Genomic DNA, 20,352 nt, shown 5'->3' on the forward strand with positions numbered 1-20,352 from the left:
TATCCTAGCACCGGCGGATGCACCAAGACCATCGAAGCGCGCCGCCGGGGTCTTGAGCCCCGTTCATTCGCAAAGAAAGAGGCGCCATGGAAGACGACGACCTGCAAGCCCTCACCCGTCAGCTGGAGCTGCTGATCCAGCGCCTCGAGCAGATCAAGGCCCATAACCGGTTCCTCCTGGCGAATGAAAAGGCCTGGCGAGAGGAACGCGCCCACCTCATCGAAAAGAACGAAATCGCCAGGCACAAGGTCGAATCGATGATTTCACGTCTGAAAGCCCTGGAGCAGGACTCATGAGCCAGCCGCACACCATTACCGTCCACATTCTCGACAAGGACTACTGCATTGCCTGCCCACCGGAAGAACGGGCCAATCTGGAAAGCGCCGCCCGTTACTTGGATGGGAAAATGCGGGAAATCCGCTCGAGCGGCAAGGTTATCGGCGCCGACCGCGTCGCGGTGATGGCTGCCCTCAACATCACCCACGATCTGCTGCACAAGCAGGAGCGTTTGGACCTGCAGGCCAGCTCGACCCGCGAGCAGGTCCGCACCCTGCTGGAGCGGGTCGACCGCGCCCTGACCAACAATCCGGATGAGCTGACGACTTGAGTTCGGTTGGATTCGGGTATACTGGCGATCACTCCCTGGTGTGTACGCCAGTCGGCCACGTCCCTCTCCCGATACGCAAAACTTTGGAGGCTGTACGTGTGACCCGTGTGCATGTCCGCCTGACGGAAAGCCTTAAAGTCATCGTCAGTCGCCACCTTGAACTTTCGGGTTCAAGGGTCAAGCCGGCAGCGGCACTTCGGGGAGCCCACTTTCTGCGCCTGCCACGCCGCAGCAGCGAATCTCGCCGGATCGCCGTCTCCCCATTATCGACACGCATTCATTCGGCATGATCGAAGCCGCCGGCCTTTCCCGCGCCCAGTTGCGCCGCCTGCTCCGCGAGCGGCGGCGCGCGCTCGCACCTCAACGCCAGCGCCAGGCCGCCCGCCGGCTCTATCGCCAGCTGGCGCAGCATCCGCTGTTCCGCCGCTGTCGCCACGTGGCGCTGTATCTGCCCAACGACGGCGAGATCGACCCAGGACTGCTGCTCGACGCCGCACAGCGGCGCGGCAAGGCGACCTACCTGCCGGTGCTCAACGCCTGGCCGGCGACGCGCATGGTGTTCCAGCGCATCCATCCCGGCGAGGCACTGCACCTGAACCGCTTCCGCATCCGCGAGCCACGGCCGAACCGCGCCCGGCAGCGCAAGGTCTGGACGCTCGATCTGCTGCTGATGCCCCTGGTGGGCTTCGACTGCGAGGGTGGACGCTTGGGCATGGGGGGCGGCTTCTATGACCGCAGCCTGGCCTATCGGACCCGCCACAAGTACTGTCGCAAGCCTGCGCTGCTGGGCCTGGCCCACGAATGTCAGAAGGTCGATCGGCTGGCGCTGGCCAGTTGGGACGTGCCACTGGAGGCCACGGTGACGGACAAGGCCTGGTATGCGGCCGACAGGAAGATGATGAGGCGGGGGCAGTTGCACCGCGATCCCTGCGGTGCCCGCGAATAGGTCAAAGACTGCGGAACAGGCTCGGCGACTGATCGCTCTGCTTTTGCTCCCAGTGGCTTTGCGCGTAGCCTGTGGTGACCACCCCCAGTCCGAAGAGAATGACGAGAACCCACAGTAGATCTGGCTTGCGCTTCATCGATTGCCTCCCCCTTCAAGGCACTGCACGATGATGAACAGCAAAATGGTGGCTGCAAAAGCCACCTCCCCCCAAAAAGCGGCGGCATTCTCCGCCAACTCGACCCGTCAATCAAACCCCGGTCGTCAACAAGATCGAAGCTTTTTCCGACGTCCCGATGACCGGCATCCGGAGCCGATTCCCATGCCGTACTGGCTGATGAAATCCGAACCCGACGTGCTGTCCGCGGCTACACTACAGCGCCTCCGCCAGGCGCGTTGGGATGGAGTGCGCAATTACCAGGCGCGCAACTTCCTGCGAAACATGCAGGCCGACGAGCTGTTCTTCTTCTACCACTCCAGCTGTCCGCAACCGGGAATTGCCGGCATCAGCCGGATCGTCCGGACCGCCTATCCCGACCCCAGCGCCCTCGACCCGCACGGCCCCTACTTCGACGCCAGGGCCAGCGCGGAGAAGAACCCATGGAGCGCAGTCGATGTGGAGTTCATCGAGGCCTTCAGCGACATCATCGGGTTGGCACGCCTGCGCAGCATTCCCGAGCTGACGCAGCTACCACTACTGCAGAAGGGCAGCCGGCTCTCGGTGATGCCGGTGGAGGCCAGCGAATGGGCCGCCGTGCTCGCGCTGCGCTGAGCGGCGGGCGGTCGTCAGGAGCGGGGAGCGTAGGCGAAGACGTCGGCGCGCATCTGCCGGGCCTCCATGCCCGCTTCGAGCAGCGCGTCCAGAGTGGCATAGACCATACCCGGCGAGCCGCTGGCATACACGTGCAACGCCCGGAGGTCGGCGAAGTCCTCGCGCACCGCCTCATGCAGCAGGCCACAGCGCCCCTCCCAGCCACACAGATCGCTGACCACCCGGTGCAGGTGCAGGTTGGGCAGGCGCTGCCATTCTTCCGCATAAGGCAGCCGGTAGAAATCCTCCGGTCGCCGCGCCCCCCAGTAGAGGTGGATCGGCCGGGCGAAGCCGTTCGCCCGGCAATGCTCCACCAGGCTCTGCATCTGCGCCATGCCGGTGCCGGCGGCGATCAGCACCAGCGGACCGTCCGGCAACTCGACCAGACAGGCATCGCCGAACGGCAGGCGCACACGGGCGAAGCCCTGGCGGCGGATGAACGCCAGCAACTCCAGGGCCGATGTCTCGCGCGCCAGAACGTGCAGCTCCAGCTCACGCCCCATGCAGGGCGCCGAAGCCAGGGAAAAGGAGGAGAAACTGCCGTCCTCACGCTGCAGCTGCAGGTACTGTCCGGCGTGGTAGCGCGGCGGCTTGCCCGCCGGGGCGCGCAGGCGCACGCGGAACACGTCGCCGCCGAGCGCCTCACAGTCGACCAACTGGCAGCTCAGCTCGCGCACCGGCAGCTCGCCCGGTGCCAGCACACCATCCCAGTGCAGCACGCAATCCGCCTGCGGCCTGGCCTGGCAGGTCAGCAGTTCGCCCTGGGTGAGCACCTCATCCCCCTGGCGCACCCGCCCCTCGACCAGGCGCGCTGCACAGGCATGGCAGTTGCCGTTGCGACAGCCCTGCGGGCACTCATAGCCGAGCCGCAGCGCGGCATCGAGGATGGATTCGCCGACATTCACATCGAGTTCGGCGCCAGAGGGTTGCAGGGTCACTTTCATGATGTTCCGCCGCTGAAGGGGTCAATCGGGGGGAGCGGCCCGGGCCGCGAACGGGTGAGACTGAAGGATCCGCCGGCCGGCGGCCTCAGTCGATGCCCAGCAGCGGCCAGAGCTCGTCGACGCGCTGCTTCACCGCCGGGTCCTGGCGAATGGCCCGCCCCCACTCGCGGCTGGTCTCGCCCGGCCACTTGTGGGTGGCATCCAGGCCCATCTTCGAACCCAGGCCGGAGATCGGCGAAGCGAAATCGAGGTAGTCGATCGGCGTGTTGTCGATCAGCACGGTGTCGCGCTTGGGATCCATGCGGGTGGTGATGGCCCAGATCACGTCGTTCCAGTCGCGGGCATTGATATCGTCGTCGGTGACGATGACGAACTTGGTGTACATGAACTGGCGCAGGAACGACCACACACCGAGCATGACGCGCTTGGCATGACCGGGATACTGCTTCTTGATGGTCACCACCGCCATGCGGTAGGAACACCCCTCCGGCGGCAGGTAGAAATCGACGATCTCCGGGAACTGCTTCTGCAGGATCGGCACGAACACTTCGTTCAGTGCCACTCCAAGCACGGCCGGCTCATCCGGCGGCCGACCGGTATAGGTACTGTGGTAAATGGCGTCACGGCGCCGGGTGATGCGCTCGATGGTGAACACCGGAAAACGGTCCACCTCGTTGTAGTAGCCGGTATGGTCGCCATAAGGACCTTCGTCGGCCATCTCCCCGGGATGGATGTGGCCCTCCAGCACGATTTCCGCACTGGCCGGCACCTGCAGGTCGCTGCCGATGGCCTTGACCAGTTCGGTGCGCTGTCCACGCAACAGCCCGGCGAAGGCATATTCGGACAGGGTATCCGGCACCGGCGTGACCGCGCCAAGGATGGTTGCCGGATCGGCGCCCAGGGCCACCGCCACTGGGTAGGGACGATCCGGATGCTTCTGGCACCACTCGCGATAGTCGAGTGCGCCGCCACGATGGCTGAGCCAGCGCATGATCACCTTGTTGCGGCCGATCACCTGCTGCCGGTAGATACCGAGGTTCTGCCGCTCCTTGTTCGGCCCACGGGTGATGGTCAGGCCCCAGGTGATCAGGGGCGCCGCATCGCCCGGCCAGCAGTGCTGCACGGGCAGCTTGCCGAGATCGACTTCCTCGCCCTCGAGGATCAGCTCCTGGCAGGGCGCGTCCTTCAGCACCTTGGGCGCCATGCTGACCACCTTCCGGAACAGCGGCAGCTTGTCCCAGGCATCCTTCAGGCCCTTGGGCGGCTCAGGTTCCTTGAGGAAGGCCAGCAGGCGGCCGATCTCGCGCAGTTCGGAGACATCCTCGGCGCCCATGCCGAACGCCACGCGCTGCGGCGTGCCGAACAGGTTGCCGAGCACCGGCATATCGAAGCCCTGAGGCTTCTCGAACAGCAACGCAGGCCCCCCTCGACGCAGGGTGCGGTCGCAGATTTCGGTCATTTCCAGTACGGGTGAAACCGGCGTCTGGATACGCTTGAGCTCGCCACGCGCCTCCAGGGCGCGCAGGAAGTCGCGGAGATCGGAGTATTTCATGGGTGCTGCGAGCCTCGGGCAGCAAGCCTCAGGCCAGAGGGTGGCGGCGCCAACCTGCCACCTTGCGGCCTGCGGCTTGCGACTTGTCGCGGCGGATTACTTCCGCTTCATCGACTGGAAGAATTCCTCGTTGGTCTTGGTGTCCTTCAGACGGTCGAGGAGGAACTCGATGGCGGCGATCTCGTCCATGGGATGGAGGATCTTGCGCAGAATCCACATGCGCTGCAGCTCCTCCTCACCGGTCAGCAGCTCTTCGCGGCGGGTGCCGGAGCGGTTGATGTTGATCGCTGGGAACACGCGCTTCTCGGCGATGCGCCGGTCCAGCTGCAGCTCCAGGTTACCGGTGCCCTTGAATTCCTCGTAGATCACCTCGTCCATCTTCGAGCCGGTCTCCACCAGCGCGGTGGCGAGGATGGTCAGGCTGCCGCCCTCCTCGATGTTGCGCGCGGCGCCGAAGAAGCGCTTGGGCTTCTCCAGGGCATGGGCGTCGACACCACCGGTGAGCACCTTGCCGGAGCTGGGGATCACCGTGTTATAGGCACGCGCCAGGCGGGTGATGGAGTCGAGCAGGATCACCACGTCCTTCTTGTGCTCGACCAGGCGCTTGGCCTTCTCGATGACCATCTCGGCGACCTGCACGTGGCGGGTCGGCGGCTCGTCGAAGGTGGAGGCGACCACTTCGCCGCGCACGGTGCGCTGCATCTCGGTCACTTCCTCCGGACGCTCGTCGATCAGCAGGACGATCAGGTGACACTCGGGATTGTTGCGCGTGATGTTGCTGGCGATGTTCTGCAGCATGATCGTCTTGCCGGCTTTCGGCGGTGCGACGATCAGACCGCGCTGTCCCTTGCCGATCGGCGCGCAAAGATCGATCACGCGGCCGGTAAGGTCTTCGGTGGAGCCGTTGCCGGCCTCCATGGTGAGACGGAGGTTGGGGAACAGCGGAGTGAGGTTCTCGAAGAGAATCTTGTTCTTCGCGTTTTCCGGCCGGTCGAAGTTGATCGAGTCGACCTTGAGCAGGGCGAAGTAGCGTTCGCCTTCCTTTGGCGGGCGAATCTTGCCGACAATGGTATCGCCGGTGCGCAGGTTGAAGCGGCGGATCTGGCTCGGCGAGACGTAGATGTCGTCCGGCCCGGCCAGATAGGAGGAGTCCGCACTGCGCAGGAATCCGAAGCCGTCCTGAAGAATCTCCAGCACGCCATCACCGGAGATTTCCTCGCCGCTTTTCGCATGCTTCTTCAGCAGGGAGAAAATCACATCCTGCTTACGCGAACGGGCCATGTTCTCCAGGCCCATCTGTTCGGCCATTTCCAGCAGTTCGGTAATAGGCTTTTGCTTGAGTTCGGTCAGGTTCATAAGACGATAAGAGGGCAGAAAGCGTTGAGCTTGGGAAAGCCGCGCCGCAGGGAAGGCGATCGGATCGCTGTACTTATTCTAAAGGGGTGCGTCGGCGACGACTGACGGAGGACAGCGGTAAATTCGCTGCGAGAGCCGAATCTAACACCCCGCAAAAGGTGCGTCCAGCCTCGCACGACAAAAACCGCACCCCCGAACCCGGCGAGCAGGCCGCTTTCGGCCTCTCTCGATACACGCAGCTCGCCGGGCTCGAGACCACGGGACCAGCCAGTCCCGGCTTGCATGCTTTCAACCTGCCCGGGAGCGAAGGATGCGCTTGGCAGGCAAACTCAGATATTGCTGTCGAGAAAGGCGGCCAGCTGCGACTTGGACAGGGCGCCAACCTTGGTTGCCTCGACGTTGCCGCCCTTGAACAGCATCAGGGTCGGAATGCCACGCACGCCGTATTTCGCCGGAGTTCCCTGATTTTCATCGATGTTCAGCTTGCAGACCTTCAGTTTGCCCTCGTAATCCTTGGCAATTTCGCTGAGCACCGGGGCGATCATCTTGCATGGTCCGCACCATTCGGCCCAGTAATCGACAAGCACCGGCCCCTCGGCCTGAAGCACATCCTGCTCGAAGCTGGCGTCGCTGACATTGGTGATGAGTTCGCTCATGGAAAATCTCCGTGGTCGGAAGCACAAATTTCCGAACATGATAGCCCGCATTGACCGGCACAGGAAGGCGAGCACGCAGCCCTGCCCCGCCCCAAGCCCTCCGGCATGCGAAAAAGGAAGCGGGATTCGCCCCGCCCCGAGCCCGGCTGCCCATCGCCCTGGAGGCCTCCGCCCGGAGACATTCGGGCGCATCGTCCCAACCGTAGCCAAGCCTTATAATGGACCGTTTATCGCACAAGCTGCTTTGGACCCTTGATCCGTAAACTGGTACAACTGCTGCTCTCCCGTGGCCGGACGGCGCGGTTCCGCCATCGAGACACCTGACATGCCAAAAATCCAAGCCGAGAGCTTCCCCCTGATTGCCGCCATCGACCTTGGCTCCAACAGCTTCCACATGGTGCTGGCCAAGGCCGACCGGACCGAGATCCGCCCGCTCGAACGCCTGGGCGAGAAAGTCCAGCTGGGGGCAGGCCTCGACGACCAGCACCAGCTCAGCGAGGAGGCCATGCAACGCGGGCTCGACTGCCTGCGCCGCTTCGCCCAACTGATCAACGGCCTGCCCAAGGGAGTGGTGCGCATCGTCGCCACCAATGCCCTGCGCGAGGCGCGCAACCGCAACGAATTCATCCGTCGTGCCAACGAGGTCCTCGGCCACCCGGTGGAAGTGATCTCCGGCCGCGAGGAGGCGCGCCTGATCTACCTCGGCGTCTCCCACACCCTGCCGAGCGCGGCCGGCAAGCGTCTGGTCGTGGACATCGGCGGCGGCAGCACGGAATTCATCATCGGCGAGAACTTCGAACCGCTGCTGCGCGAAAGCCTGCAGATGGGCAGCGTCAGCTACACCCGCAACCACTTCGCCGACGGCAAGATCACCCCGGCCCGCTACGCCCAGGCCTATACCGCCGCGCGCCTGGAGCTGATGGCCATCGAGAACGCCCTGCAACGCCTCGGCTGGCAGGAGGCGGTGGGCTCCTCGGGAACCATTCGCGCGGTTGGCCAGGCGATCCAGAGCGGCGGCTACAGCAACGGCGAAGTGACCGCCGAAGGCATCGCCTGGCTGAAGCGCAAGCTGTTCAAGCTCGGTGACGTGGACAAGCTGGACATGGACGGCATCAAGCCGGACCGCCGGGCCATCTTCCCCGCCGGCCTGGCGGTCCTGGAGGCGCTGTTCGACGCCCTGCAGCTGCAGACGATGACCTACTCGGATGGCGCCCTGCGCGAAGGCGTGCTCTACGACCTGCTCGGCCGTCACCACCACGAGGACGTCCGCGAACGCACCCTCCGCTCGCTGATGGAGCGCTATCACGTCGACGTGGAACAGGCTGCGCGGGTCGAGGCCAAGGCGCTCTCGGCACTCGAGCAGGTCGCCGCCGCCTGGGGTCTGGAGGACGAAAGCCATCGCGAACTGCTGAGCTGGGCGGCGCGGGTGCACGAGATCGGCCTGGACATCGCCCACTACCATTACCACAAGCACGGCGCCTACCTGATCGAGCATTCCGACCTGGCCGGCTTCTCCCGCAAGGACCAACAGATGCTCGCCCTGCTGGTCCGCGGCCATCGGCGCAACATCCCGCGGGACAAGTTCAGCGAATTCGGCAGCGACGATGGCGACAAACTGGTGCGACTGTGCATCCTGCTGCGCGTCGCGATCCTCTTCCACCACATCCGTGGCACCCAGGAGATGCCCAGGGTGCAGTTCCGCGCCGGCGAGCGCGAGCTGGAACTGACCTTCCCCGACGGCTGGCTGAACGCCAACCCGCTGACCCAGGCCGACTTCGAACAGGAAGCCGAGTGGCTGGCGCGAGTCGGTTACACCATCCGGGTGTGCTGAAGCACTGGCGGGGCCGCCGTGCTGGCGGCCCCGCCGCGTTTTAGCGCGTACCAAGCATGGGATTGCTCAGCTTCTCCAGCAGCATCGTCTGGGCGTTGCGCGGATTCTGGTTGCCGCTCGGACTGTTGCGCAGATAGCTGCCGTCCGGCTGCAGCTGCCAACTCTGGGTGTTGTCTCCGAGGTAGGCCTCCAGCTCCTTCTTCACCCGCAGCATCAGTTTCTTGCCCTCCACCGGGAAGCAGGTCTCGACCCGCCGATCGAGGTTGCGCTCCATCCAGTCGGCACTGGACAGGTAGAGCTTTTCCTCGCCGTCGTTGAGGAAGTAGAACACCCGCGTGTGCTCGAGGAAGCGGCCGATGATCGAGCGTACCTGGATGTTGTGCGAGACGCCCAGGATGCCCGGGCGCAGGCAGCACATGCCGCGCACGATCAGGTCGACCCGCACCCCGGTCTGACTGGCCTTGTACAACGCACGGATCATCTTCGCATCGGTCAGCGAGTTGATCTTGATGATGATGTGCGCCGGCCGGCCCTCGCTGGCATGCTGAGTCTCCCGGGCGATCATGTCGAGCAGGGCCTTCTTCAGGGTGAAGGGCGCATGCAGCAGCTTCTTCATGCGCAGGGTCTTGCCCATGCCGATCAACTGGTTGAACAGCTTGGAGACGTCTTCGCACAACGCCAGGTCGGCGGTCAGCAGGCTGTAGTCGGTGTACAGCCGGGCGTTGCCGGCATGGTAGTTGCCGGTCCCGAGGTGCGCGTAGCGGCGCAGCTCGCCGTTCTCGCGACGCAGGATCAGCATCATCTTGGCGTGGGTCTTGAACCCGACCACCCCGTAGATGACCACCGCGCCGGCCTGCTGCAGGCGGCTGGCCAGCTGCAGGTTGGACTCCTCGTCGAAGCGCGCGCGCAGCTCGACCACCGCGGTGACCTCCTTGCCGTTGCGCGCCGCCTCCACCAGGGCATCGACGATCTCCGAGTTGGCCCCGGAGCGGTACAGCGTCTGCTTGATCGCCAGTACGTGGGGGTCCTTGGCCGCCTGGCGCAACAGATCGACTACCGGCGTGAAGGACTCGAACGGATGCAGCAGCAGCATGTCCTGCTTGCCGATCACGTTGAACATGTTCTCGCTATTCTGCAGCGCCTTGGGAATCACCGGCGTGAAGGGGGCGTGCTGCAGTTCCGGGTGGCTGTCCAGGCCGGTGATGCTGAACAGGCGGGTCAGGTTGACCGGCCCGTCGACTCGGTACATTTCCGCCTCGGACAGGCCGAACTGCTTGAGCAGATAGCCGGTCAGGTGCTGCGGGCAGGTATCCACCACCTCCAGCCGCACCGCATCGCCGAAGCGCCGGGAGTACAGCTCGCCGCGCAGGGCGCGGGCCAGGTCCTCGACATCCTCGTCCACCGACAGATCGGCGTTGCGGGTCAGGCGGAACTGGTAGCAGCCCTTGACCTTCATGCCTTGGAACAGGTCGTCGGCATGGGCATGGATCATCGAGGAAAGGAACACGAAGTTGTCGCCGGGACCGCCCACCTCTTCCGGAATGCGGATCACCCGAGGCAGCAGGCGCGGCGCCGGCAGTATGGCCAGACCGGAATCGCGACCGAAGGCATCCAGCCCCTCCAGCTCGACGATGAAGTTCAGGCTCTTGTTCACCAGCAGCGGGAAGGGGTGCGTCGGGTCGAGGCCGATCGGCGTCATGATCGGCGCGATCTCCTCGCGGAAGTAGCGACGCACCCAGGCCTTGACCTTGGGCGTCCAGTTCCGGCGGCGGATGAAGTTGATCTGGTGGCGGGCCAGCTCGGGCAGCAGCACCTCATTGAGGATGGCGTACTGGCGGGCCACCAACTCGTGCACCTGCTCGCTGATCCAGGGCAGCGCCTGATGCGGCTGCAGGCCGTCGGCGCCGGCCAGTTCGCGGGCGAAGGCGACCTGCTTCTTCAGGCCGGCGACACGGATCTGGAAGAACTCGTCGAGGTTGCCGGAGAAGATCAGCAGGAACTTCAGCCGCTCGAGCAGCGGATAGGACTCGTCCAGCGCCTGCGCCAGCACGCGGGCATTGAACTGCAACAGAGACAGCTCGCGATGGATGTACAGGCAGGTATCGTCCAGACTCGGCACCGCCGCAGGCAGAGCCTCCGGGACCGGCTCACCCTGGACGGGTGCCGCTTCCTGTTCGGGCTCCGCCTCCTGGAGTTCGGCGAGCGGTTCTTGTGCCGGTTCGGCTTCGAGCAAGGCGTTGTCGTTGAGACCTTCAGTGTTCATCTGAGCTTCCCGGAGCAGTTAATGGCCTTGTTTTAGCAGTTCTGCCGCGCGCCTGGCGAAGTAGGTGAGGATGCCATCGGCCCCGGCACGCTTGAAGGCGACCAAAGACTCGAGGATCACCGCCTCGCCCAGCCAGCCGTTCTGGATCGCCGCCATGTGCATGGCGTACTCGCCACTGACCTGGTAGACGAAGGTCGGCACGCGGAATTCGTCCTTCACCCGGCGGACCACATCCAGATAGGGCATGCCCGGCTTGACCATCACCATGTCGGCGCCTTCGGCCAGGTCCAGAGCCACCTCGTGCAGGGCCTCGTCGCCGTTGGCCGGATCCATCTGGTAGGTGTTCTTGCTGCCCTTGCCGAGGTTGCCGGCCGAGCCCACGGCATCGCGGAACGGGCCGTAGTAGGCGCTGGCGTACTTGGCCGAATAGGCCATGATGCGCACGTTCGAGTGCCCGGCCAGCTCCAGCGCCTCGCGGATCGCCTGGATGCGTCCGTCCATCATGTCCGAAGGCGCCACCACCTGGGCGCCGGCCTCGGCATGGGAGAGCGCCTGCCTGACCAGCGCATCGACGGTGACGTCGTTCTGTACGTAGCCATGCTCGTCGAGGATGCCATCCTGGCCATGGGTGGTGAAGGGATCCAGGGCCACGTCGGTGATGATCCCCAGCTCCGGAAAACGCTGGCGCAGGGCACGGGTGGCTCGCTGGGCGATGCCCTCGGGATTCCAGGCCTCGGCGGCATCCAGCGACTTCTTCTCCGGCGGGGTCACCGGGAACAGCGCCAGCGCCGGAATGCCCAGGGCCACGCACGCCGCCGCCTCCTCGAGCAGCAGGTCGATGCTCAGGCGCTCGACGCCCGGCATCGAGGGCACCGCCTCGCGGCGGTTCTCGCCATCGAGCACGAATACCGGCAGGATCAGATCGTTGGTGGTGAGCACGTTCTCGCGCACCAGCCGGCGGGAAAACTCGTCGCGACGGTTGCGGCGCAGGCGAGTGGCGGGAAACAGACGATTGGCGGGGGTAAAGCTCACGGCGGACTCCAAGACCCGGGCAGGCGGGCGCAATGTGACAGTTATAAGCCGACCAGATGACCGAAATATGACGTTCGGGACTCCAGCGATAGTCGCTCGTCGCCCCGGATTCCCATTGTCGCCAGCCGCGCCGCCGAGAGCCAGCACTTCGCCCGGGATTGCGCGGGAAGGCCTGCCATGGCGTCGTCGGCAAGGCTTGAAGCAGCCTGGCCATGTTGCCGGCATGTCGCCCGACGCGACGAGCAGCTAGGATTGGCCCACCGCTTCTCGTCCATCCCGGATGCGCAGCGCCCGTTCACCAGACCAGCCGGAATCCGCCGCAAGCGGAGTTGCCCGGCCCACTCCAGGAGGCTTCCATGAACAAGAAAGTTGCCGTCATCCTCTCCGGCTGCGGCGTCTACGACGGCTCGGAAATCTACGAGAGCGTGCTCACCCTGCTGCGCCTCGACCAGCGCGGTGCCCAGGTACAGTGCTTCGCGCCGAACGTTCCACAGATGCAGGTGATCGATCACTATCGCGGCGAGGAAATGCAGGAAAGCCGCAACGTGCTGGTGGAGGCGGCACGCCTGGCCCGCGGCAACATCAAGGACGTTCGCGAGGGCCGGGTCGAGAACTTCGATGCGCTGATCCTGCCCGGCGGTTTCGGCGCGGCGAAGAATCTTTCCGACTTCGCGGTGAGCGGCGCCAACTGCACGGTACAGCCCGACGTGCTGGCCTTCGCCCAGGCCTTCGCTCGGGCCGGCAAGCCAGTGGGACTGATCTGCATCGCGCCGGCGCTGGCGGCCAGGATCTACGGTCCCGGCGTGGTCTGCACCATCGGCAGCGATCCGGACACCGCGGCCACCCTGACCAAGATGGGCGCCCGGCATGAGATCTGTGCGGTGGACGAGATCGTCGTCGACACCGAGCGCAAGCTGGTCACCACCCCCGCCTACATGCTCGCCAAGTCGATCGGCGAAACCGCCGGCGGCATCAACAAGCTGGTCGATCGCGTCCTCGAGCTGACCTGAACGACGCCGGCGGTGCGTCCACCGGCTCAGCGGCCCAGGCGCACCAGCAGGCGATCCAGGGCGTTGGCGAACGCCTGTCGTTCGCGCTCGCCGTAGGGCGGTTGACCGCCGCCCATCTGGCCCTGGTCGCGCAGGTCGCTGAGCAGGTTGCGCAGCGCCAGGCGCTCGCCCATGTTGCGCTCGTCGAACTCGCGCCCGCGCGGGTCCAGCGCAGCCACGCCCTTCTTGAACAGGCGGTCGGCCAGCGGGATGTCGCTGCAGATCACCAGCTCGCCCGGAGCGGCATGCTCCACCAGATAGTCGTCGGCCGCATCCGGGCCGCTCGGCACCACGATCAGCCGCACGCAGGCGAACGTCGGCCTGACCTGACTCTGGCCGGCTACCAGCAGCACCTCGAAATTGCGCTTCAGGGCGAACTTGATCACCAGATCCTTGGCCGCCCGCGGACAGGCATCGGCATCGATCCACACACGCACGTCCCGGCTCCCCCGTGCAAAAGCGACAGTATGGCGCAAACGCCGCGCCGAGCCGACCGGACGCTGCCCGGCGGCTCCCTTGCCCGCCTGTCGCGCTTCACCTGGCCGCGCCAGGGCCGCAAACGGAAAGGGCGACCCGAGGGCCGCCCTTTTTGCGAACAGGCTGCAGTCTATGCCGCCGTGCGCCGCCGCCCGGCCAGCCAGCTGCGCCCGTAGAGCACGGCAATGACCGCCACGACCAGCGCCTGAGCCGTCAGCGTCAGGCTATCGGCATGGATGCCCAGCCACTCGAGCTCGAAGAAGGCCACCGGATGCAGATCCAGCACGCCCGCCTCCTGCAGCGCGGCAACGCCATGTCCGGCGAACACCACCGAGAGCAGGCAGAGCAGCGCCGCGTTGATGCCGAAGAAGAGCGACAGCGGCAGCCGGCGCGAGCCACGCAGGATCACCCAGGCCAGTGCGACGAGCAGCGCCAGACCGCAACCGGCGCCGGCCAGGACCATGCCGTGGCCGGCAGGCCCAGCCTGCAGCCAGAGGGTCTGGTAGAACAGGATGACCTCGAACAGCTCGCGGTAGATGGCGAAGAACGCCAGCACGGCGAAGCCCAGGCGTCCACCGCCACCGACCAGGCTGTTCTGGATGTAATCCTGCCAGCTCGCCACATGACGACGGTCATGCATCCACACACCGACCCAGAGCAGCACCACGCTGGCGAACAACGCGGTCGAGCCCTCCAGCAATTCGCGCTGGGCGCCGCTGACGTCGATCACGTAGGCCGCCAGTGCCCAGGTCGCGATGCCGGCCAGCAGGGCCAGCCCCCAGCCGACATGCACGCTGCGCAGCGCCTGCTGCTGCCCGGTGTTGCGCAGGTAGGCGATGATCGCCGCCAGCACCAGGATCGCCTCCAGGCCCTCGCGCAGCAGGATCAGCAGGCTGGACAGGAAGGTCAGCGAACCCGACATGCCTCCGCCGGCGAGCAACGCGGCACTCTCCACCAGCTCGTCCTGAGCGGCCTCCAGGCGTTGCTCCATGGCCTCGAGGGGCAGGGAGTCCTGCAAACCCTGACGGTAGCTCAGGAGCACCCGCTCGGTGGCCTTGCGCTGCTCCGGGTCGAGGTTGTTCAGGGCGTCCTCGACCAGCTCGAAGCCCTCCAGATAGGCGGTCACCGACAGGTCGTAGGCCTCCTGCCGGTGACCGACGCGGTATTCCGCCAGGCTCTGGTTGAGGGTGTCGCGGGCCGAGTCGATCAACTGCTGCGCGCTGCGCTGCGGGAACGGCGGCTGCGCGCGCTGGGCACGGAAGGCCGCGACGGCCTCGGCCCCCTGCTCCGCCGCCACCTGCTCGGGGGTCAGGCCGACCAGTTGCGCCAGGCTGAAGGACGGCCCGGTCGCTCCCGAAGCGGCACTGAAGCTGGCGACATAACTGGCCAGGTCCCAGCGCTGGCGCTCGTCCAGCTGGGCGGCGTAGCCGGTCATGCCGGTGCCCTCGACGCCGAGGGTGATGGTGTTGAACTGATCGTGCAGGCTCAGGCGGTCCATCCGCGCCGCATCGCGCAGGTTGGACGGCGGCGGCTGCAGTCCGGCTCCGGCCGGGCCGTCGCCGGCACCCTCGGCCCCGTGGCAGGCGCTGCAGTACTGGGCATAGAGGGGTGCGGCCCGCGCCGGGTCGGGGGTGACCCGCGGGACCAGGCTGACCTGATAGGTCTCGGCCAAGGCGGCGGCCAGCTGGCGCGCCTGGACGGCCACCAGGGTACCCTCGCGGCGCTGGCGGATGTTCTCGCCCAGCTCGGCAACGCCCTGCATCAGCTTGTCCTTGCCACTGCGTTCCGGCAGGGCGGCGACCAGCTCCTGCAGGACGCCCTGGAACTCCAGCTGCTCCTCGTACTCGCTGCTGTCGATCACCTGTCCGCCGGCCACGGTGGCCGGGTAGTCGGCGCCCAGATAGCCGAGCAGATGCAGGGCGCGGGCCATGCCCTGAGGCTCGGCCTGGGCGATCAGGCAACTCAGCGCCAGCAACGGCAGCAGCAGCCAGCTCAGAAAACGCTTGCGGATAAACATGGCAAATCCAAATGAGAATGAATCCGCCCGAATTGTTACCCTCCTAACGTTTTCCCTCAAGCACCGATCCCGATGACTGGCGCGGCAATTTGCCGCAAGCATCTCAGCCCGGAGTACGGCGCACCAGTGCCAGGAGCCCGGCGGCAGCGACGAAAAAGCCAGCGAAGGTCCGGTTGAGCAGGCGCTGCTGGCGCGGCGAGCGCAGCAGACGCAGGACTCTTGCCGCCAGCCCGGTATAGCCGGCCATGACCAGCAGGTCGACGCCGATCATGGTTGCCGCCATCACCAGGTACTGCACCAGGAGCGGCCGCGCCGGATCGAGAAACTGCGGCAATACGGCAAGGATGAAGACGATCGCCTTGGGGTTGCCGGCGTTGACCAGAAAGCCGCGCAGCATCAGGGCGAGCGGCCGCTCCGGCCGGCGCGGGGCACGCTCGGCAGCCAGTTCGTCGACCGGCGCCTGCCACTGCCGCCAGCCCAGATACGCCAGATAGGCCACGCCGAACCACTTGATCAGGCCGAAGGCCAGCTCCGAGGTCGCCAGCAACGCGCCGAGCCCGGCGGCGACGACGGCGATCTGCAGCGCCAGCGCCAGCTGCAGGCCGACGGCGTTCCAGTAGCCACGGCGAAAGCCGTGATTCAGACCGCTGGACATCGAGGCGATGGCGCCGGCACCGGGCGACAGGCTGATCACCCAGCAGGCGGCAAAGTAGGCAAGCCAGGTTTCCAGGGCCACGGGCGGACTCTCCGGCAGGAAAGGTTGGAAACGACGCCGACCCATCACGGGCCGGCGGTACTGCAGTCGATCAGGCAAGACAGCGCAGCACACCTGCGCACCCGCGGCACGCAGCCGGACTCAGTCCGGCAGATCCTTGTGCAGCTTCACCGGCTCGCTGAGCTTGCGCTTCATCGCGGTACGCACGCGGATGTTGAGCGCCTCGACGGCCAGGGAGAAAGCCATGGCGAAGTAGACGTAGCCCTTGGGCACGTGCACCTCGAAGGACTCGGCGACCAGCAGGGTGCCGACCACGATGAGGAACGACAGGGCGAGGATCTTCAGCGACGGGTGCTTCTCGATGAACTCGCTGATGGTGCCGGCGGCCATCATCATCACCAGCACGGCGATGACGATCGCGGCGATCATCACCGGCACGTTCTGTACCAGGCCGACCGCGGTGATCACCGAGTCCAGCGAGAAGATGATATCGATCACCGCGATCTGCAGGATCACGCCCATGAATCCGGCCTTCTTGGCGCCACCTTCGTGGCCGGTCTCCTCCTCGCCCTCGACGCTGTGCCAGATCTCGAGGGTGCTCTTGAACAAGAGGAACAGGCCGCCGAAGAACAGGATCAGGTCACGGCCGGACACGCCCTGGCCGAGCACGCTGAACAGGTCGGTGGTCAGGCGCATCACCCAGGCGATCGACAGCAGTAGCAGGATGCGCGTAGCCATGGCCAGCGCCAGGCCGAAGAAGCGCGCCCTGGGCTGCTGCTCCTTCGGCAAGCGGCCGACCAGGATCGAGATGAAGATGATGTTGTCGATGCCGAGGACGATTTCCAGGGCGGTCAGGGTGAGAAAGGCGACCCAGATCTCCGGGTTGCTGAGCCACTCCATTTGAGGCTACCTCTCGCTGTGGGGATGGTTGCGGAAAGTCTGGCCCATATTGCAGCCGGCGCTCAGGCGCCGACCTCCAGCTGGGTCTGCAGGGCCTCCAGGGTTTCCAGAGCCTCCAGCCAGGCCTCTTCAAGCTCGCCCTCGCGGCCCTTGAGCGCCGCCTGCTCGGCCAGCAGCTCGCGCAGCTCGTCCTTGCGCGCCGCCTCGTAAAGTGCGGCGTCGCCAAGCCGGATCTCCAGGGCGGCGAGCTTTTCCTGCACGCGGCCCAGCTCCTGCTCCAGCTTGTCCGCCTGGCGCTTGTGCGGCGCCAGCTGCTGGCGCAGGGCGGCGGCGGCCTGACGCTGGGCGCGCTTGTCGGTCTTGTCCCCGTTGGCCGCCGCTTCGGCAGCCGGCGCCTGGCGGGCACGATAGTCCACCAGCCAGCGGGCGTAATCCTCGAGATCGCCGTCGAAGCCCTGTACGCGGCCGTCGGCGACCAGCAGGAACTCGTCGGTGGTGCTCTTCAGCAGATGGCGGTCGTGGGAGACCACCAGCACCGCGCCCTCGAAATCCTGCAGGGCCAGGGTCAGGGCCAGGCGCATCTCCAGGTCGAGGTGGTTGGTCGGCTCGTCGAGCAGCAGGAGATTGGGCTTGCCCCAGGCGATCAGCGCCAGGGCCAGGCGGGCCTTCTCGCCGCCGGAAAAATTGCCCACCGGCTCGTCGCAACGATTACCACGAAAGTCGAAGCCGCCGAGAAAATCCCGCAGGGTCTGCTCGCGCTCGCCCGGGGCGATGCGCTGCAGATGCAGCAGCGGGCTGGCCTGGGCGTCCAGCGCATCCAGCTGGTGCTGGGCGAAGTAGCCGACCACCAGATTCTCGCCACGGGCGAGTCGTCCCCCGAGCGGCTCAAGCTCGCCGGCGAGGGTCTTGATCAGGGTCGACTTACCGGCGCCGTTGGGGCCGAGCAGGCCGATCCGCGCGCCGGGCACCAGCTGCAGCTTGACCTTCTCCAGCACGGCCTTGTCGCCGTAGCCGAGGCGGCCTTCGGCGAGGTCGAGCAGCGGGCTGGAAACCTTGTCGGCCTCGCGGAAACGGAAATCGAAGGGCGAGTCCACATGCGCCGGGGCCAGCTCCTCCAGCCGCTCGAGCGCCTTGATGCGGCTCTGCGCCTGGCGCGCCTTGGTCGCCTGGGCCTTGAAGCGGCGGATGAAGCTCTCCATGTGGGCGCGCTGCGCCTGCTGCTTCTCGTAGGCCTGCTGCTGCTGCGCCAGGCGCTCGGCACGGGTGCGCTCGAAGGCCGAGTAGCCGCCGCGGTAGAGGGTCAGCTTGCGCTGTTCCAGGTGCGCCACGTGGTCGACCACGGCGTCGAGGAAGTCGCGGTCGTGGGAGATCAGCAGCAGGGTGCCGGGATAGCCCTTCAACCACTCCTCCAGCCAGAGGATGGCGTCGAGGTCGAGGTGGTTGGTCGGTTCGTCGAGCAGCAGCAGCTCGGAGGGGCACATCAGCGCCTGCGCCAGGTTCAGGCGCATCCGCCAGCCGCCGGAGAAGTCGCCGACCCGGCGCTCCATCTGCTCGGTGGCAAAGCCCAGCCCGGCCAGCAGCTTGCGTGCCCGGGCATCGGCCGTGTAGCCGTCGGCGTTGTCCAGCTCGGTGTGCAGGCGGGCGATGGCCGCCCCGTCGTGGGCTGCCTCCGCCGCCGCCAGCTCGCACTGGATGCGCCGCAGATAGCCGTCGCCGTCGAGCACATAGTCGACCGCCCGACGCTCGAGGTCGTCGACCTCCTGGCGCATGTGGGCGATGCGCCAGTCCGGCGGCAGCTGGCAGTCGCCGGCATCGGGCGAGAGCTCGCCGCGCAGCAGGGCGAACAGGGTGGATTTGCCGGCGCCATTGGCGCCGATGAGACCGACCTTCTGGCCGGTGTGCAGGGTCAGTTCGGCGTCCTCGAGCAGACGCTGCGGACCACGTTGCAGGGTAAGATGCTGGATTCGGATCATGATGGCGGCGGAGTTTATCAGCTTCGCACGCACCGCGGAGGGACACGGCATGCCGCTCGACCTGCGGGCCTTCGCCCTGCAGTTGTACCAACGCCCCGGCATCGAGGCCGCCTGCCTGGATTTGCAGGCACAGGGCGCAGATGTCTGCCTGCTACTCTGCGGCGCTTGGCTGGAGGCGCGCGGCGTGGACTGCACGGCCTGGCGCTGCGCCGAGCTGCGGCAACTGGCGCAGCCCTGGCAGGCGACGGTGATCGCACCGCTGCGGCGGCTGCGCCAGGACTGGCGCCCGGCCGCCCGCGGCGACGCCGTGCTGGCCGAGCTGCGGGAGCGACTGAAGGCACTGGAGCTGGATGCCGAGTGGGCGCTGCTGCAACGCCTGGAAACGGCCTGCCGCGACTGGCCGGCAGAGCCCGGCGCCGCGCAAGCCTGGCTGGAAGCCCTGACGGATACGGCAGCAGCCTGCCGCGAGGCGCTCGGAACCCTGCGCGCCGCGGCACGCGCGGATTAGGAGGCGCTCGGCTCGTCCGCTGCGGACGCGGCGCTCGCCGCGACGGATTCGGCCTTGCTGGAGGCCGGCGCTGCGGAACGGCTGCGCCGTGCCGCCGGCTTGCGGGGCGCGGCAGCCGGCTTGGCAGGCTGCTCGGCCGCGGCTGCCGGGCTCGGCGTGCGCTTGGCCGGAGCCGTCGCCTCGCCGGCCGCCGCGGCCGGCTTGGCGCGGCGGGAAGCAGCAGGCTTGCGAGCCGCCGCTTTCGGGGCAGGCTTGCTCTGCGGCTGGGCGGCCGGCGGCGTTCCGGGAGCCATCAGCGTCCGGGCAGCAGCTTCCCTCACCTGGGCAACGCCCTGCGCCAGCTCCAGCGCCTGCAGGGTGTCATGACGCAGCCGGACGATATAGTCGCGGGTTTCCGCCTGGCGCGCCTTGAGCTCGTCGAGCAGCGGCTCCAGTTCGTCGACCGCCTTCCGGCCCCTGACCTGAGCCTTGGCCTTGCCGGCCAGGGCCGCATCCTGCAGCTTCGCGCGCGCCTCGTGCAGTTTTTCCTGGACCTTGCTGCGCTGCTTTTCCAGCTTGGCCAGCGCCTTCTCCGCATCCTGCAAAGCCTGGGTACAGGCCTCCTCCAGATGGACGAGCAGACTCTGCGAAAGCTGCTGCAGCAGGTGCAACGGGGTTGTGACAGGGGGTTTCTTGGTCGACATGACTGCTCCTAGCGAAGGGACTCCATCCATACTAA

The 20,352-nt window shown here is 66.5% G+C and carries 20 protein-coding genes and 1 other RNA gene; 8 read left to right on the plus strand and 13 right to left on the minus strand.

All coding sequences use genetic code 11. The annotated features are described in order from the left end of the window. The first annotated feature begins 86 nt into the window (after nucleotides 1-86). The 4 genes from EV691_RS12015 (at nucleotide 87) to EV691_RS12030 (ending at nucleotide 1,553) form a co-directional block, all read left to right on the plus strand. A complete protein-coding gene (locus EV691_RS12015) occupies nucleotides 87-296 on the plus strand; it encodes a TIGR02449 family protein (RefSeq protein ID WP_039806438.1) in 210 nt (69 codons plus the stop codon). Then, complete coding sequence (locus tag EV691_RS12020) at nucleotides 293-607, plus strand: cell division protein ZapA (RefSeq protein WP_039806440.1); 315 nt, start codon at nucleotides 293-295, stop codon at nucleotides 605-607. The genes EV691_RS12015 and EV691_RS12020 overlap by 4 nt, the downstream gene beginning before the upstream one ends. A 29-nt stretch (nucleotides 608-636) precedes the next feature. Beyond that, nucleotides 637-814, plus strand: a non-coding RNA gene (gene ssrS, locus EV691_RS12025) — 6S RNA. A 79-nt stretch (nucleotides 815-893) separates the two neighbouring features. Next, nucleotides 894-1,553 carry a 5-formyltetrahydrofolate cyclo-ligase gene (locus tag EV691_RS12030; RefSeq protein ID WP_131297212.1) on the plus strand — a complete coding sequence of 220 codons (660 nt, stop codon included), beginning with the start codon at nucleotides 894-896 and terminating at the stop codon, nucleotides 1,551-1,553. A 1-nt stretch (nucleotide 1,554) separates the two neighbouring features. Here EV691_RS12030 and EV691_RS24135 read toward each other — a convergent pair whose 3' ends face one another. Beyond that, a complete protein-coding gene (locus tag EV691_RS24135; protein ID WP_264371134.1) occupies nucleotides 1,555-1,689 on the minus strand; it encodes a hypothetical protein in 135 nt (44 codons plus the stop codon). Between the two features lie 183 nt (nucleotides 1,690-1,872). Between EV691_RS24135 and EV691_RS12035 the strand changes: the two genes are divergently transcribed. Then, on the plus strand, nucleotides 1,873-2,322 hold the full coding sequence (locus EV691_RS12035; protein WP_131297213.1) for an EVE domain-containing protein: 450 nt from the start codon (nucleotides 1,873-1,875) through the stop codon (nucleotides 2,320-2,322). A 14-nt stretch (nucleotides 2,323-2,336) separates the two neighbouring features. Here EV691_RS12035 and EV691_RS12040 read toward each other — a convergent pair whose 3' ends face one another. The 4 genes from EV691_RS12040 to trxA form a co-directional block, all read right to left on the minus strand. Beyond that, nucleotides 2,337-3,305, minus strand: a complete 969-nt coding sequence (locus EV691_RS12040; protein ID WP_131297214.1) for a CDP-6-deoxy-delta-3,4-glucoseen reductase — start codon at nucleotides 3,303-3,305, stop codon at nucleotides 2,337-2,339. An 85-nt stretch (nucleotides 3,306-3,390) separates the two neighbouring features. Then, nucleotides 3,391-4,857, minus strand: a complete 1,467-nt coding sequence (gene ubiD, locus EV691_RS12045; protein WP_131297215.1) for a 4-hydroxy-3-polyprenylbenzoate decarboxylase — start codon at nucleotides 4,855-4,857, stop codon at nucleotides 3,391-3,393. 96 nt (nucleotides 4,858-4,953) lie between these two features. Beyond that, entirely contained in the window at nucleotides 4,954-6,213 is a 1,260-nt protein-coding gene (gene rho, locus EV691_RS12050; RefSeq protein ID WP_089169454.1) for a transcription termination factor Rho, read from the minus strand. 329 nt (nucleotides 6,214-6,542) lie between these two features. Next, a complete protein-coding gene (trxA, locus tag EV691_RS12055) occupies nucleotides 6,543-6,869 on the minus strand; it encodes a thioredoxin TrxA (RefSeq protein ID WP_039806448.1) in 327 nt (108 codons plus the stop codon). 325 nt (nucleotides 6,870-7,194) lie between these two features. On the opposite strand from trxA, the gene ppx reads away from it, so the two are divergent. After that, nucleotides 7,195-8,700, plus strand: coding sequence for an exopolyphosphatase (gene ppx, locus EV691_RS12060; protein WP_131297216.1), 1,506 nt, complete (start codon nucleotides 7,195-7,197; stop codon nucleotides 8,698-8,700). Nucleotides 8,701-8,740: 40 nt separating this feature from the next. Here ppx and ppk1 read toward each other — a convergent pair whose 3' ends face one another. Together ppk1 and hemB are read right to left on the minus strand one after the other, a co-directional pair. Next, nucleotides 8,741-10,963, minus strand: a complete 2,223-nt coding sequence (gene ppk1 / locus EV691_RS12065; RefSeq protein ID WP_131297217.1) for a polyphosphate kinase 1 — start codon at nucleotides 10,961-10,963, stop codon at nucleotides 8,741-8,743. A gap of 18 nt (nucleotides 10,964-10,981) precedes the next feature. After that, a complete protein-coding gene (gene hemB, locus EV691_RS12070) occupies nucleotides 10,982-11,995 on the minus strand; it encodes a porphobilinogen synthase (protein ID WP_131297218.1) in 1,014 nt (337 codons plus the stop codon). Nucleotides 11,996-12,351: 356 nt separating this feature from the next. On the opposite strand from hemB, the gene elbB reads away from it, so the two are divergent. Continuing rightward, nucleotides 12,352-13,005, plus strand: coding sequence for an isoprenoid biosynthesis glyoxalase ElbB (gene elbB / locus EV691_RS12075; RefSeq protein WP_039806452.1), 654 nt, complete (start codon nucleotides 12,352-12,354; stop codon nucleotides 13,003-13,005). Between the two features lie 26 nt (nucleotides 13,006-13,031). Here elbB and EV691_RS12080 read toward each other — a convergent pair whose 3' ends face one another. The 5 genes from EV691_RS12080 to EV691_RS12100 form a co-directional block, all read right to left on the minus strand. After that, nucleotides 13,032-13,481, minus strand: coding sequence for a YaiI/YqxD family protein (locus EV691_RS12080; RefSeq protein ID WP_131297219.1), 450 nt, complete (start codon nucleotides 13,479-13,481; stop codon nucleotides 13,032-13,034). 170 nt (nucleotides 13,482-13,651) lie between these two features. Then, nucleotides 13,652-15,538 (minus strand): cytochrome c/FTR1 family iron permease, encoded by a 1,887-nt coding sequence (locus tag EV691_RS12085; RefSeq protein ID WP_131297220.1) that lies wholly within the window; start codon nucleotides 15,536-15,538, stop codon nucleotides 13,652-13,654. Nucleotides 15,539-15,641: 103 nt separating this feature from the next. Further along, nucleotides 15,642-16,274, minus strand: a complete 633-nt coding sequence (locus tag EV691_RS12090; RefSeq protein WP_131297221.1) for a LysE family transporter — start codon at nucleotides 16,272-16,274, stop codon at nucleotides 15,642-15,644. A 120-nt stretch (nucleotides 16,275-16,394) separates the two neighbouring features. Next, nucleotides 16,395-17,153: a TerC family protein gene (locus tag EV691_RS12095; RefSeq protein WP_131297222.1), complete on the minus strand. Its 759-nt coding sequence runs from the start codon at nucleotides 17,151-17,153 to the stop codon at nucleotides 16,395-16,397. Between the two features lie 62 nt (nucleotides 17,154-17,215). Next, nucleotides 17,216-19,126 (minus strand): ATP-binding cassette domain-containing protein, encoded by a 1,911-nt coding sequence (locus EV691_RS12100; RefSeq protein WP_131297285.1) that lies wholly within the window; start codon nucleotides 19,124-19,126, stop codon nucleotides 17,216-17,218. A 49-nt stretch (nucleotides 19,127-19,175) separates the two neighbouring features. Here EV691_RS12100 and EV691_RS12105 point away from each other — a divergent pair, with 49 nt between their 5' ends. Next, a complete protein-coding gene (locus tag EV691_RS12105) occupies nucleotides 19,176-19,634 on the plus strand; it encodes a TIGR02444 family protein (RefSeq protein WP_131297223.1) in 459 nt (152 codons plus the stop codon). Here the strand turns inward: EV691_RS12105 and EV691_RS12110 are convergent. Continuing rightward, nucleotides 19,631-20,317, minus strand: coding sequence for an AlgP family protein (locus EV691_RS12110; RefSeq protein WP_131297224.1), 687 nt, complete (start codon nucleotides 20,315-20,317; stop codon nucleotides 19,631-19,633). The two genes, EV691_RS12105 and EV691_RS12110, sit on opposite strands and share 4 nt — an antisense overlap. Between the last annotated feature and the right edge of the window lie 35 nt (nucleotides 20,318-20,352).

It is taken from the genome of Azotobacter chroococcum (genome assembly GCF_004339665.1).
Taxonomy (GTDB): domain Bacteria; phylum Pseudomonadota; class Gammaproteobacteria; order Pseudomonadales; family Pseudomonadaceae; genus Azotobacter; species Azotobacter chroococcum.

Excerpts from the sequence above, each read along its gene's own strand:
- EV691_RS12015 (WP_039806438.1), top strand. The coding sequence starts at position 87 with ATGGAAGACGACGACCTGCAAGCCCTCACCCGTCAGCTGGAGCTGCTG.
- EV691_RS12020 (WP_039806440.1), top strand. The coding sequence starts at position 293 with ATGAGCCAGCCGCACACCATTACCGTCCACATTCTCGACAAGGACTAC.
- EV691_RS12030 (WP_131297212.1), top strand. The coding sequence starts at position 894 with ATGATCGAAGCCGCCGGCCTTTCCCGCGCCCAGTTGCGCCGCCTGCTC.
- EV691_RS24135 (WP_264371134.1), bottom strand. The coding sequence starts at position 1,689 with ATGAAGCGCAAGCCAGATCTACTGTGGGTTCTCGTCATTCTCTTCGGA.
- EV691_RS12035 (WP_131297213.1), top strand. The coding sequence starts at position 1,873 with ATGCCGTACTGGCTGATGAAATCCGAACCCGACGTGCTGTCCGCGGCT.
- EV691_RS12040 (WP_131297214.1), bottom strand. The coding sequence starts at position 3,305 with ATGAAAGTGACCCTGCAACCCTCTGGCGCCGAACTCGATGTGAATGTC.
- ubiD (WP_131297215.1), bottom strand. The coding sequence starts at position 4,857 with ATGAAATACTCCGATCTCCGCGACTTCCTGCGCGCCCTGGAGGCGCGT.
- rho (WP_089169454.1), bottom strand. The coding sequence starts at position 6,213 with ATGAACCTGACCGAACTCAAGCAAAAGCCTATTACCGAACTGCTGGAA.
- trxA (WP_039806448.1), bottom strand. The coding sequence starts at position 6,869 with ATGAGCGAACTCATCACCAATGTCAGCGACGCCAGCTTCGAGCAGGAT.
- ppx (WP_131297216.1), top strand. The coding sequence starts at position 7,195 with ATGCCAAAAATCCAAGCCGAGAGCTTCCCCCTGATTGCCGCCATCGAC.
- ppk1 (WP_131297217.1), bottom strand. The coding sequence starts at position 10,963 with ATGAACACTGAAGGTCTCAACGACAACGCCTTGCTCGAAGCCGAACCG.
- elbB (WP_039806452.1), top strand. The coding sequence starts at position 12,352 with ATGAACAAGAAAGTTGCCGTCATCCTCTCCGGCTGCGGCGTCTACGAC.
- EV691_RS12085 (WP_131297220.1), bottom strand. The coding sequence starts at position 15,538 with ATGTTTATCCGCAAGCGTTTTCTGAGCTGGCTGCTGCTGCCGTTGCTG.
- EV691_RS12095 (WP_131297222.1), bottom strand. The coding sequence starts at position 17,153 with ATGGAGTGGCTCAGCAACCCGGAGATCTGGGTCGCCTTTCTCACCCTG.
- EV691_RS12100 (WP_131297285.1), bottom strand. The coding sequence starts at position 19,126 with ATGATCCGAATCCAGCATCTTACCCTGCAACGTGGTCCGCAGCGTCTG.
- EV691_RS12105 (WP_131297223.1), top strand. The coding sequence starts at position 19,176 with ATGCCGCTCGACCTGCGGGCCTTCGCCCTGCAGTTGTACCAACGCCCC.
- EV691_RS12110 (WP_131297224.1), bottom strand. The coding sequence starts at position 20,317 with ATGTCGACCAAGAAACCCCCTGTCACAACCCCGTTGCACCTGCTGCAG.